The organism is Comamonas aquatica (assembly GCF_018064205.1).
Lineage (GTDB): Bacteria > Pseudomonadota > Gammaproteobacteria > Burkholderiales > Burkholderiaceae_C > Comamonas > Comamonas aquatica.
Window position 1 is genome coordinate 1,395,420 of sequence record NZ_CP072916.1, and the last position, 12,241, is coordinate 1,407,660.

At 65.1% G+C, this 12,241-nt stretch carries 11 protein-coding genes; 4 read left to right on the forward strand and 7 right to left on the reverse strand.

Annotation, left to right across the window (positions count from 1 at the left end; all coding sequences use genetic code 11):
• Nucleotides 1-236 precede the first annotated feature (236 nt).
• A complete protein-coding gene (locus KAQ61_RS06535; RefSeq protein WP_210930849.1) occupies nucleotides 237-1,814 on the forward strand; it encodes a methyl-accepting chemotaxis protein in 1,578 nt (525 codons plus the stop codon).
• A gap of 529 nt (nucleotides 1,815-2,343) precedes the next feature.
• Here the strand turns inward: KAQ61_RS06535 and KAQ61_RS06540 are convergent.
• The 6 genes from KAQ61_RS06540 to lptF form a co-directional block, all read right to left on the reverse strand.
• Entirely contained in the window at nucleotides 2,344-3,489 is a 1,146-nt protein-coding gene (locus tag KAQ61_RS06540; RefSeq protein WP_210930850.1) for a glycerate kinase, read from the reverse strand.
• Nucleotides 3,490-3,538: 49 nt separating this feature from the next.
• Nucleotides 3,539-4,708 carry a pyridoxal phosphate-dependent aminotransferase gene (locus KAQ61_RS06545; protein ID WP_210930853.1) on the reverse strand — a complete coding sequence of 390 codons (1,170 nt, stop codon included), beginning with the start codon at nucleotides 4,706-4,708 and terminating at the stop codon, nucleotides 3,539-3,541.
• A 45-nt stretch (nucleotides 4,709-4,753) separates the two neighbouring features.
• Complete coding sequence (locus KAQ61_RS06550; protein WP_042417853.1) at nucleotides 4,754-5,695, reverse strand: CysB family HTH-type transcriptional regulator; 942 nt, start codon at nucleotides 5,693-5,695, stop codon at nucleotides 4,754-4,756.
• A gap of 61 nt (nucleotides 5,696-5,756) precedes the next feature.
• Entirely contained in the window at nucleotides 5,757-6,140 is a 384-nt protein-coding gene (locus tag KAQ61_RS06555) for a sirohydrochlorin chelatase (RefSeq protein WP_244983005.1), read from the reverse strand.
• On the reverse strand, nucleotides 6,137-7,264 hold the full coding sequence (gene lptG / locus KAQ61_RS06560) for an LPS export ABC transporter permease LptG (protein WP_210930857.1): 1,128 nt from the start codon (nucleotides 7,262-7,264) through the stop codon (nucleotides 6,137-6,139). The genes KAQ61_RS06555 and lptG overlap by 4 nt, the downstream gene beginning before the upstream one ends.
• Nucleotides 7,261-8,355 carry an LPS export ABC transporter permease LptF gene (gene lptF / locus KAQ61_RS06565; protein WP_210930859.1) on the reverse strand — a complete coding sequence of 365 codons (1,095 nt, stop codon included), beginning with the start codon at nucleotides 8,353-8,355 and terminating at the stop codon, nucleotides 7,261-7,263. The genes lptG and lptF overlap by 4 nt, the downstream gene beginning before the upstream one ends.
• A gap of 24 nt (nucleotides 8,356-8,379) precedes the next feature.
• On the opposite strand from lptF, the gene KAQ61_RS06570 reads away from it, so the two are divergent.
• The 3 genes from KAQ61_RS06570 (at nucleotide 8,380) to KAQ61_RS06580 (ending at nucleotide 10,783) form a co-directional block, all read left to right on the forward strand.
• Nucleotides 8,380-9,900, forward strand: coding sequence for a leucyl aminopeptidase (locus KAQ61_RS06570; protein ID WP_210930861.1), 1,521 nt, complete (start codon nucleotides 8,380-8,382; stop codon nucleotides 9,898-9,900).
• Nucleotides 9,901-9,902: 2 nt separating this feature from the next.
• Complete coding sequence (locus tag KAQ61_RS06575) at nucleotides 9,903-10,349, forward strand: DNA polymerase III subunit chi (protein ID WP_210930863.1); 447 nt, start codon at nucleotides 9,903-9,905, stop codon at nucleotides 10,347-10,349.
• A 65-nt stretch (nucleotides 10,350-10,414) separates the two neighbouring features.
• On the forward strand, nucleotides 10,415-10,783 hold the full coding sequence (locus KAQ61_RS06580; RefSeq protein ID WP_244983006.1) for a hypothetical protein: 369 nt from the start codon (nucleotides 10,415-10,417) through the stop codon (nucleotides 10,781-10,783).
• Nucleotides 10,784-10,810: 27 nt separating this feature from the next.
• On the opposite strand, the gene KAQ61_RS06585 is transcribed toward KAQ61_RS06580, so the two are convergent.
• Nucleotides 10,811-11,815, reverse strand: coding sequence for a D-2-hydroxyacid dehydrogenase family protein (locus KAQ61_RS06585; RefSeq protein WP_210931758.1), 1,005 nt, complete (start codon nucleotides 11,813-11,815; stop codon nucleotides 10,811-10,813).
• Nucleotides 11,816-12,241: the final 426 nt, after the last annotated feature.

The following is a 12,241-nucleotide window of genomic DNA, read 5'->3' on the forward strand; positions in this document are numbered from 1 at the left end:
GGTGAAAGGTTGGGTTGGAAGAGGGAGATGCGCTGTATGCGCTGGCCACGGACGGCGACAGGTGCTCGATAGGGCGCCACGTTCTGCTGATGGCCCTGCCATCGGCTGTGCCGCGTAGGAATGCGCTGGTGCCCAGGGGGCGCAGCCAGCGTGTGCCGGGCCAGTGGACTGGCTCGGCCGACGCACCGATGGTGTCGGTGTGCAACGGATTCAATTTCTGGAAAACAGATTAAAAAATGTCAATCAAAAACAAGCTGATCTTGTCTTTTGCGCTTCTGATGCTGATTCTTTTCGGCCTGTCGGGCATGGCGGTGCGCGGGATTGCTGTGACCCAGGGCAGTTTCGAGCATTTTGTGTCCAACGACTTTCGGCGTGCCGGCCTGGCGAGTGAACTGCAGGCCGCCGCCGATGCGCGCGCCGTGGCGGCCCGCAATCTCCTGCTGGTGACTGCGCCGGCCGACATCGAGGCCGAGAAAAATGCCGTGATGCAGGCCCACGAGCGCATGCAAGAGCGCCTGGGGCGTTTGCGCACCCTGGTGCAGGCCCCGGATGTGTCCAGCGACGAACGGGCCCTGTTTGCGGCGGTCGAGCAGATCGAGGGACAGTATGGCCCCGTGGCTTTGGCGATTGTCGACATGGCCCTGAAGGACCAGCGCGAGGCGGCCATCCGTAAACTGACGGACGAATGCCGCCCCTTGCTGGCCGAGCTGGTGCGCAAGACCAGTGCCTATGTGGCCTACATCCGTGAGCGGGGCGATGCCAACGTCGAGGTGGCGGCGCAGGCCTATGGCTCCACCAAGACCGCCTTGCTCTCGGCCTGCGCCCTGGCCCTAGCGATGGCCGGCGTACTGGCCTGGCGCATCATCCGCAGCCTGATGCGGGCGCTGGGGGCTGATCCGGCCGAGCTGCGGGCCGTGGCCAAGCGCGTGGCGGCTGGCGAGTTGAACGAGGTGACGCTGGACGCGGGCGTGCACCACAGCAGCGTGCTGGCTTCGCTGGCCGAAATGCAGACGGCGCTGGCGCAGATCGTGCGGCAGGTGCGTACCTCGGCCGAAACGATTGCCGCCAGCTCGGCACAGATCGACTCCAGCAATACCGACCTGGCGCAGCGCACGGAGCTGCAGGCTACGCGGCTGCAGCACAGCTCGACCACGATGGAGCAGCTGCATGGCACCGTGGTGCAGAACGCCGAGCATGCGCAGCAGGCCACCAGCCTGGCAACCACGGCCAGCCAGTCGGCCGAGCACGGCGGCCAGGTGGTGGGCGGCGTGGTCCAGACCATGGAGGACATTGCCGCAGGTTCCCGCCGCATCGAAAGCATCATCGGCGTGATCGATGGCATCGCCTTTCAGACCAACCTGCTGGCCCTGAATGCTGCGGTCGAGGCCGCGCGTGCGGGCGAACAGGGGCGTGGATTTGCCGTGGTGGCCGCTGAGGTGCGCATGCTGGCGCAGCGCAGTGCGGAGGCCGCCAAGGAGGTCAAGCAACTCATCGATACCAGCATGGGCCAGGTGGCCCAGGGCGTGGAGCAGGTCCAGGAAGCCGGTGTGACCATGGCGCAGCTGGTGGGCGAGGTCAAGAGTGTGGCGGCGTTGATTGCTGAAATCAGTGCCGCGTCGCGGGCCCAGACCCAGGGGATTGGCGAGGTGACGGTGTCGGTCTCGGAGCTGGACCGGGCCACCCAGCAAAATGCCGGCCTGGTGGAGGAAATGGCCGGGGCCTCGGGCAGCCTGCGGGTCCAGGCCAGCAGCTTGATGGAGGCGGTCTCGCTGTTCCGCACCGCCCAGGGCCATCGCCAACTGGAGAGCGCTTAAGCCTGGTGGCCTTGGCTGCGCAAGCAGCCAAGGCTTCAAGCGGCCCAACGCTTGCGTTGCCAAAGCAAATCGTCATAGCGTGGGTGGTGGGTAGATCGTTTTTGTGCAGCACGGCCATGCATCGGCGGCCTGGGCCTGAGGGGGCGCACACGGTCACAGCCAATCGACGAAAACTGTGGCGCCTGCCCTCACTTGCCGGATTCGTCCCTTCACCTAGCTGTCCTGTGGATTCCGCCACCCATGGCTGGCCGCGGATGGTTGCGCGTTCGCAGCGGCGGCCACCGCAGGCCCGCAAGCCGGATGGCGCCAGCGCCGTCAGCTTCTTCACGGCATGGCTGGAATGCCGACACCGCAGGGCATGCTACCCGGATCGCGCCGGGCCACGTGGTGGGCGCCTGCGCCTTAGCCTGCACATGACGGCTGTCGACCGCCTGTGCCAGGTGATAGGACCTGGGTATTATGAGTAAAAAGTGGCTTAAAGCCAACCAGGGAGCGCGCAAGCAGCTCCCTTTTTTGTGCAGAGGGCCGTTCAGGCGCGCAAGGTCTGGCCCATGGCCAGCAGCGCGGCCACATTGCGTGCACTGCTGCGCACGTTGTGGGCCGCTTCGGCGATGGCATCTTCGATACTGCACGGGCGGCTGAGCACGCTGCAGATGGCATCGATGCCGTGCGCGTGCACCACCTGGGCATTGCGGCCCAGGCTGCCGGCCATGCCGATCACGGGCTTGCCGTAGCGTTTGGCCACGGTCGCCACCCCGAACGGGGTCTTGCCAAAGATGGTCTGCTCGTCGATGCGCCCCTCGCCGGTGATGACCAGGTCGGCATCGCGCACGGCGGCGTCCAGGCCCAAGGCCTGGGCAATGATTTCGCAGCCGGGGCGCAGTTGGCACTTGAGCACGGCCAGCAGGGCCGCGCCCATGCCACCGGCGGCACCGGCACCCGCAATCCCTTCCACGTCCACCCCCAGGTCGCGGCGCAGGATGGCGGCCCAGTGCTGCAGGCTTGCGTCCAGGGCAGCCACCATGTCCGGCGTTGCGCCTTTTTGCGGACCGAAGATGGCCGAAGCACCGCGCGGGCCGGTCAGCGGGTTGTCCACGTCGCAGGCGACGTCGATGCGGCAGGTGGCCAGGCGCGCGTCCAGGCCCGAGGTGTCGATGCGGTCCAGCCGGGCCAGGGCCGCGCCGCCGCGTGCCAGCTCGGCCGCTTGTGCATCCAGCAGCCGCACGCCCAGGGCCTGCAGCATGCCGGCACCGCCGTCGTTGGTGGCGCTGCCGCCAATCCCCAGGATCAGGTGGCGCGCACCGGCATCCAGGGCCGCAGCGATCAGCTCGCCCGTGCCGTAGCTGGAGGTCAACAGGGGATTGCGCTGCGCGGGCGGCACCAAGGCCAGGCCGCTGGCGGCGGCCATTTCGATCACGGCCGTGTGGCCGTCACCGGACAGTCCATAAAAGCCCGTGACGGGTTCGCCCAGGGGGCAGGTCACGATCACGTCCACGCGGCGGCCCTGGGTGGCTTCCACCATGGCCTGCACCGTGCCCTCGCCGCCATCGGCCATCGGGATCTTGAGGCAGTGCGCGTCGGGAAAGATCTCCAGCCAGCCCAGCTCGATCTGTGTGGCGACTTCCAGCGCGGACAGGCTTTCCTTGTAGGAGTCGGGGGCGATCACAATTTTCATGGGGCACGCTTTCACGAGGGCCGGGTGCAGGTAGGTGGGCGTGGCGGTGTCAGAGCTTGCGCAGGCGCTCCAGCGCGGCCAGCAAGGTGGCATCCTGCTTGGCGAAGCAAAAACGCACCACCTTCTGGTTGAACCCGTCGCCGTAGAAGGCCGACAGCGGGATGGCGGCCACGCCCACTTCCTGCACCAGCCACTGGCAGAAGTCGGACTCGCTGAGGTCCGTCACCCCGGAGATGTCCACGCACTGGAAGTAGGTGCCCGTGGTGGGCAGCAGCTTCAGGCGCGTCTGTGCCAGCCCCTGGGCAAACAGGTCGCGCTTGCGCTGGTAGAAGGCGGACAGCTCCAGGTACGGCGCGGGGCTCTGCATGTAGGTGGCCAGGCCGACCTGCATCGGCGTGTTCACCGTGAACACGTTGAACTGGTGCACCTTGCGGAATTCGGCCGTCAGCGCGGCGGGCGCCGCCACGGTGCCCACCTTCCAGCCCGTGACGTGGTAGGTCTTGCCAAAGCTGGAGACGATGAAGGCGCGCGCAGCCAGTCCGGGGAAACGCGCGGCGCTTTCGTGCTGGGCGCCGTCGAAGACCATGTGCTCGTACACCTCGTCGCTGATCAGCAGCACGTTGGTGGGCGCCAGCAGGGCTTCCAGCTGGCGCATTTCGTCGGCGGTCCAGATGGTGGCGCTGGGATTGTGCGGGCTGTTGATGATCAGCAGCCGCGTTTTGGGCGTGATGGCCGCGGCTATCTTGGCGAAGTCCGGGCGGAAGCTGATGGGCGTGAGCGGCACGCGCACGATCACCCCACCGGCCAGCGCGATGTTCGGTGCGTAGCTGTCGTAGCAGGGGTCTAGCACGATGACTTCATCGCCGGCATGTACGGTGGCCAGGATGGCCGTCAGAATGGCCTGGGTGGCGCCGGCGGTGATGGTGATTTCGGCGTTGGCGTCGTATTGGCGGCCGTGCAGTGCTTCAATTTTTGCGGCCACGGCCTCGCGCAACTGCGGCATGCCGGGCATGGGCGGGTACTGGTTGTGGCCGGCCTGCATGGCGGCAGTGACGGCATCGATCAGCGCTGGGTCGCAACCGAAGTCCGGGAAACCCTGGCCCAGGTTGACGGCCTGGTGCTGCTGGGCCAGGGCCGACATGACGGAAAAAATGGTGGTGCCCACCTGGGGCAGCTTGCTGGGGAAGGCTGGGGTCTGGGCGGGGGAAGTCACGGTCATGGCATAAAAAAGGTGCCCACGAGGCACCTGTTTCTGGGAAAGGGATCAGAGCTCGTAGTCGTTCACGTGGCCGCTCATGGCGCGCAGGATCAGGTCGCGCGAGAGGCGGTCGCTGAGAGTCTCGGCAAACTTGTAGACGAAGTTGCGCAGGTAGGCGCCGCGCTTGAAGGCGACACGCGCCACGCTCTGGCCGAACAGGTGGCCCATGGGGCGCGACACCAGGTCGGGGCCCAGGTCTTCGCGCATCGCCATTTCGGCCACGATGCCGATGCCCAGGCCCAGGCGCACATAGGTCTTGATCACGTCGGAGTCGATGGCTTCGAGCACGATGCGCGGCTCGATCTTGCGCGTCGCAAAGGCCGCATCGACCTTGCCACGCCCGGTGAAGGAGGGGTGGTAGGTGATCAGCGGCTCACCGGCCAGATCGTCCAGGCCGATGCGTTCCTTGGTGGCCAGCGGGTGGCCGCTGGGCACAACCAGCACGTGCTGCCATTCGTAGCAGGGCAGGGTGACCAGATCGGGGTAATCCGCCAGGGATTCGGTGGCCATGCCGACCTCGGCCACCTCGTCTAGCACCATGCGCGCCACTTCGTGCGGCGTGGCCTGGTGCAGGCTGATGGTGACCTTGGGGTAGGCATCGCGCAGCTTGGCCACGGCTTTGGGCAACACGTAGCGCGCCTGGGTGTGGGTGGTGGCGATGCTGAGCGTGCCGCTGTCCTGGGCGCTGAACTGCTCGCCGATGCGCTTGAGGTTGCCCACCTCGCGCATGATCAGCTCAATGCTCTTGAGCACGTGCTGGCCGGGTTCGGTGATGCGCTTGAGGCGCTTGCCGTGGCGGGCAAAGATGTCCACCCCCAATTCCTCTTCCAGCTCGATAATGGCCTTGGAGACACCGGGCTGCGAGGTGTGCAGGGCCTTGGCCGCCTCGGTGAGGTTGAGGTTGCGGCGCGCAGCTTCTTGGACGAAACGGAATTGGTGGAGGTTCATAACAGGATGAAAGCAACGATGCTTTCATTATTATGAAGTAAATGTCTAAAGGTGTCTTGTTTTATGCGATGTATTGCTGTGCCATCTCGGCCAGCAAGGCCGTCAGGCGCGGGTCTTCGCCGACGGCGGTGGCCACCTCGAACTGCACCTGGGGGTGCTGGTCTCGCAATCCGGCCACCAGCACCGGCAGGTCCTGGCGCGCGTGGCGGCCGGTGCCCAGGAACATCGGCAGCACGGTGATGTGGGTGCAGCCCTGGGCCACCAGATCGGCCGCGGCCGTGGGCAGGTCGGGCTCGGTCAGTTCCAGGTAGGCCGTGCAGCAGCGTGCCTGCGGGTGTTGCCGCAGCAGTTGCTGCGCCACCGCCTCAATCGGCAGGCGCCACTGCGGATCGCGCGAGCCATGGGCAAAGAAGACGATGCCGCGCTGTGACAACGGCGTGCTCATCGGCGAATCACCAGCCATGCAAAGGCCCCCAAAGACAATATTGAGTAGATCAGCCCTGGCGCGGCAGCGGTCAGCATGGGCGACCAGTTCTGCAGGTTGCCGGCATAGCCGAACACGTTGTTCAGCAGGAAGAAGCTGATGCCGGCCATCACGCCGCCGAAGACGTAGCCGGCAATGCCGCCGGAGCGGAAGTGCAGGTAGGCAAAGGGCAGGGCCAGCACCACCATGACCAGGCAGCTCAGGGGATAGAAAACCTTGCGCCAGAACTCGATTTCGTACTTCTGCGCCGACTGGTCATTGGCCTTCAGGTGCTGGATGAACTGGAAAAGCTCCAGGGTCGGCATGCGATCGGGCTTGTGCACGGCGGCCACCAGCATTTCGCTGGTGATGCTGGTGGGCCATTCCAGGCTGGGCGCCTGCTCGCGCGTGACCTGGGCTGTTTCGGCACCCTGGGCGTCAGGCGTGTAGCGGAAACGCGCGATGCGGGCATTCGTCAGGTCCCAGGCGGTGGCAGTGCTTTGCACCTGCCCACTGTCGGCATGGATTTGCAGCACCATGCGGCCCTGGCCATCGAACTGGAACACACGGATGCCCTGCAGGGCACCGTCGGCGCGCACGGAACGGACATTGACGGCCAGCGTGTTGCCATTGTTTTTTTCCTTGAGCCAGGCGCCGGTGGAGCCGGTGGTCGAGGTCTTGCCCAGGTACTTGGCCTTGGCCACCAGGGCCATGCGCTCGGCGGCGGGCGCAATGTAGTCGCCGACCGCCACTGTCAGTACCACAAAGCAGGCGCCCAGCAGCAGCATGGTGCGCAGCGCCAGCCAGGGCCCCAGGCCGCTGGTGCGCATGATGGTGAACTCCGAGCTTTGCGCAAATCGGGCCATCACAAAGATGCTGCCGATCAGCACGGCAATCGGCAGCAGTTCGTACAGGTGGTTCGGGATGCCCAGGGACACGGCCAGCAAGGCATGCCAGACGGTGTAGGTGGTCTCGCCCACGGTGCGGCCCACATCGCCCATCTCGTCGAGCAGGTCAAAGAAAAAGAACAGCGCCAGAAACGCCAGGGCCACAAAGCCGATGGCACTGACGGTGTCGCGGTAGATCAGTCTGCGCAGTGTCTTCATGCGGTGGCTCCCCGGCGTTGCCACAGGTCCTTGAGGTGCCAGCGATGGTGGCGGATGGCCAGCCCCAATACCGCCAGCACGAAGACGCTGCCATGCACGCCCAGGACATAGCCGGTCAGCCCGATGCGGCCCGAGGCGGTCCAGCTCTGGCCGACGCTCATCAGGTTGTAGTAGACGACGAAGGCCAGCAGTGCCACGACCAGGCTGGTGCTTTGCCCGGCGCGGGGGTTGACGATGGTGATGGCCAGTGCCAGCACCAGCAGGTTCAAGGCTGCCAGCGGCAAACCCGCGCGCCAGCCGGCTTCGGCCAGGTTGACGGGGTTGGGGGCCTGGAACAGTTCCGGGGTCGACAGCGCACGGGCGGTCAGGCTGGTCTTGGCCGGTGCGTTGTCTTCGAGGCGCACGGTGTAGGCTTCAAAATGCGTCAGCTTGAGTTGCCCTGTGGCAGGGTCGGTCTCCACGCGCTGGCCGTTCTCGAGCACGGCGTTGCGCAAGCCGTCCACGGTTTCCAGGTGGGCGGACTTGGCCGAGGTCACATATTCACGTCCCTGGCGTTGCTCGACCAGGAAGATGTTGCTGGCAGCCTCGGTGGTGACCGTGTCCTTGTCGATGAAGATCACGCGCGTGCCGTCCGAAGATTCCTGGAACTCCCCGGGCGCGATGCGGTCAATGTCGCTGCGCTGCTCGAACTGGGCGCGCAGCTGTTGGATCTGGTGGTTGCTCCATGGCCATACCAGCAATGCCAGTACGGCAATGACTGCCACAATCGGCCACGCGAAGCGCAGCACCGGACGCAGCTGGCTGGCCAGTCCCTGGCCGCTGGCGAACCAGATGGCCATTTCGCTGTCGCGGTACATGCGCGACAGCGTGCCGACAACAGCCACAAACAGGCTTAGCGTCAAGATGGTGGACATCTGGCCAAGTACGGTGAAGCCCATGACCAGCATCACATCGGATGGGCTGACGGTGCCCTTGGTCGCCTGGCCCAGGGTCCGGATCAGCATCATGGTCATGACGACGGTGATGAGCACCACCAGGGTGGCACCGAAGCTGCGTCCCAGCTCCTTGCGTATGGATGAATCGAATAACATTGGCTCAAAAGGAAAACACCGATTATGAACTTTGAACTCAAGGCTTTGAGCCTGTCCAGTGCAGCCGTTGCAAAGTGTGATCTTCTTGTATTGTTGGTGCCCCAGGCGTTTGAGCCTGCGCAAGACCCTTTGTCGGCGCTGGTCGAAGCTGCGGTGCGCCATGGCGACTGGAGCCATGCGGCCGGCAAGCAGTTGCACTGCTACCAGCCTGCCGGCGTGCAGGCGCGTCGGGTGCTCCTGGTGGGCGCCGGCTCGGGCAGTCAGCGCGATCTGCGCACAGCCCTGGGCAGTGTGTCCGCCGTGCTCAAGGCCGAGGGCGTGCAGCACGCGGTGCTGTGCCTGAGTGCCCTGGACGATGCACCGGTTGCGGTGCGCGCCAGCGTGCACAGCGTGGCCGATGCCAGCTATGTCTACACCCTGACCAAGCCCCAGGCCAAGGCGCTGGGCTTGCAGAAGGTGACCGTGGGGGTCGCGGACAAGCGTGCAGCCACCCCAGCGTTCGAGCAGGCCGTGGCTGTGGCCTTGGGCCAGGGCCTGGCCAAGGAGTGGGGCAACCGCCCTGCCAACCATGCCACGCCCACCTTGCTGGCGCAGGCGGCCAAGGACTTGGCCAAGCATGCAGACATCGATTGCAAGGTGCATGGACCGAAAGAAGTGGCCAAGCTGGGCATGGGCGCGTTCCTTGCGGTGGCGCAAGGCTCCAAGGAGGCCTTGCAGTTCATCGAGCTGACCTACCAGGGGGCCGCCAAGTCGCAGGCCCCGGTGGTGCTGGTGGGCAAGGGCATCACGTTTGACACCGGCGGTATTTCGCTCAAGCCTGCCGCAGCCATGGACGAGATGAAGTTCGACATGTGCGGTGCTGCCAGCGTGCTGGGCGTCTTCCGCAGCTTGGTCGAGCTCAAGCCCGCGATCAACGTCGTGGGCCTGATCCCTGCGTGCGAAAACATGCCCGATGGCGGCGCGATCAAACCGGGCGATGTGGTGACCAGCATGAGCGGTCAGACCATTGAAATCCTGAACACCGATGCCGAAGGGCGCCTGGTGCTGTGCGACACCCTGACCTATGCCGAGCGCTTCAAGCCTGCCGCCGTGGTGGACATCGCCACCCTGACAGGGGCTTGTGTGATTGCGCTGGGGGGCGTGCGCTCCGGCATGTATGCCAACGAAGACAGCCTGGGTCAGGCGCTGCTGCACGCGGGCGAGAAGAGCCAGGACCTGTGCTGGCAGATGCCGCTGGATGACGACTACGCCGAAGGCCTGAAGAGCAATTTTGCCGATGTCGGCAACGTGGCAGGCCGCGCTGGCGGATCGATCACGGCAGCCAAGTTCCTGCAGCGCTTCGTGGGCACCATGCGCTGGGCACATCTGGACATTGCCGGGACGGCCTGGAAAGAGGGGGCCGCCAAGGGTGCCACTGGCCGTCCGGTGCCCTTGCTGGTGCAGTACCTGTTGGACAGTGCGGCAGCCGCCAAGCCTGCCAAGACGGCGACCAAGCCCAAGTCGGCGCTTGGCAAAGCCCCGGCCAAGGCTGCGAAAGCTGGATGAGTATGGCCGAGTCCCCAGTGCAGGTCGCATTCCACTTCAATGCGCCTGACAAGCTGGATTACGCCTGCCGCTTCATCCGCAAGGCCTTGCGCCATGATGCGCGGGTGACCGTGGTGGCGCCGATGTGGCAGCTGCGCCAGCTGTCCGCCAAGCTGTGGAAATACGCCGGGCACGAGTTCCTGGCGCATGCCTTGCAGGGCGACGATGCCGAGCTGCTGGCTCTGGCGCCTGTGGCGCTGGTGGAACAGGCCCAGGCCAGTACCCACCGTGAAGTACTGCTGAACCTGGGGTTGGACATGCCCCAGGGCTTCGAGGCATTTGCCAAGGTGGTCGAGGTGGTCTCCAGCTTTGACGATGAGGACCGTGCCCAGGCGCGTGTGCGCTGGCGCGCCTACCAGGGTGCGGGCCATGCGATCGAGCGCCACGACCTGGTGTTGAAAGGTAATTGATGCAGCCCAGTGACCGTCAGCCTCCGCGGTTTGTGCCGACCTTGACCGAGGTGGTGGAGCCCGCTGTGGCACCCTCTACCCGGTTGCCAGACCCCGCGCAGGACGTGCCTGATCGGGTGCCAGTGCAGCCCGTGCCCGTCGCCGAAGCACCGCTGCCCCCCGCGCCAGTGAGCGTGACCGCGATGACGCCGGATGCGCTGCGCGACCAGGGACTGGCCCTGGCGCAGACCCTGCAGCTGCGCGTGATGGAGCGCCTGGACGGCGTGCTGGAAGAGCGCTTGCGCTATGCCCTGGCCGATGTGGTGCAGTTGCAGACCCAGGCCCTGTACCAGTCCATTCGCCAGGAGGTTGAGGGGCTGGTCAGCGCGGCCGTGAATGAGGCCGTGGCCCAGGAACTGGCCGACCTGCGCGACCCACCCGCCACGCGGGGTTGAGGGCCTGCCTGTCGCGGCAGGCTGGCTTCAGACCTGGCTCAGCACCTCGGGATTGAGGATGTTGACAGGCTGGCCCTGGAAGAAGTGCACGATGTTGTCGAAGGCAGCACCAAAGTAGAGCTCGTAACTGTCTTGCTCCACATAGCCAATGTGTGGCGTGCAGATGCAGTTTTCCATGCGCAGCAGTGCGTGGCCTTGCAGGATTGGTTCGCTCTCGAAGACGTCCACGGCCGCCAGGCCGGGCCGGCCCTGCGTCAAAGCACTGGCCAGTGCATCGGGTTCGATCAATTCGGCGCGCGAGGTGTTCACCAGCAGTGCCGTGGGCTTCATCAGCGCCAGGTCTTCCCGGCGCACGATGTGCTGAGTCTGCGGATGCAGTCGCAAATGCAGGGACAGCACGTCGCTGTGCGCGAAGAACTCTTCCCGGCTGGTGGCGGCCTGGTAGCCATCTTGCAGGGCCTTGGTGCGCGATGCCTCGCTGCCCCACACGGTCACGGCCATGCCAAAAGCCTTGCCATAGCCCGCCACCAGCTGCCCGATGCGGCCATAGCCCCAGATGCCCAGGGTGCGGCCGCGCAGCGCACAGCCCATGGCGAAGTTGGGCGGCATGGACGCTGCCTTGAAGCCCGATTGCTGCCAGGCACCGTGCTTGAGGTTGGAGATGTACTGGGGCAGTCGGCGCATGGCCGCCATGATCAGGGCCCAGGTCAGCTCGGCCGGGGCCACCGGTGATCCCACGCCTTCGGCGACGGCAATCCCGTGGTCGGTACAGGCTTGCACGTCCAGGTGCGGGCCGGCCTTGCCGACCTGGGCGATCAGCTTGAGCTTGGGCAGTTTCTCAATCAGCTGGCGAGACAGCGGTGTGCGCTCCCGAATCAGCACAATCACATCCGCATCGCGCAGACGCACGGCCAGTTGACCCATGCCTTTGACGGTGTTGGTGTAGACCTTGGCGTTGAACCCGTCCAGGCGGGCAGCGCATTGGAGTTTGCGGACCGTGTCTTGGTAGTCGTCCAGGATGACGATGTTCAGCATTCAGCGTGCTTTCTAAGTGCTTGATTTCTTCAATGGGTCTGCGGCAAGCCCTTTAAGCGATCTTGCCAAAACGCGGGGTTCAGGTGGCGGCAGCGTACCTGTGGCCATCAGAGACTTGGAAGCAATATCCGGCCCAGGTTGGTTCGCAAGGGCAGGCCTGCATTGTGACGTGGCTGCAGCCCCGGCTCTACCGGTTGATGCCCATATTGTCATCCAAGCAGCTTTGTGCCCGGCACTGCGTGCCGGCGGGGTCGGTAAAAGATGGAACCATTGGTAGAAACTTTGCCAGTGTCGCTGCAGCATGTTGTTACGCCTTAATAAGACTTGTTGCAGCGCTTGCTTCTACACTCGGCAGCCATTCTCACTCCTGAATCATCATCATGAAAAAACTGCTCGGATGGACTTTGGTGGCGGCATTGCTGG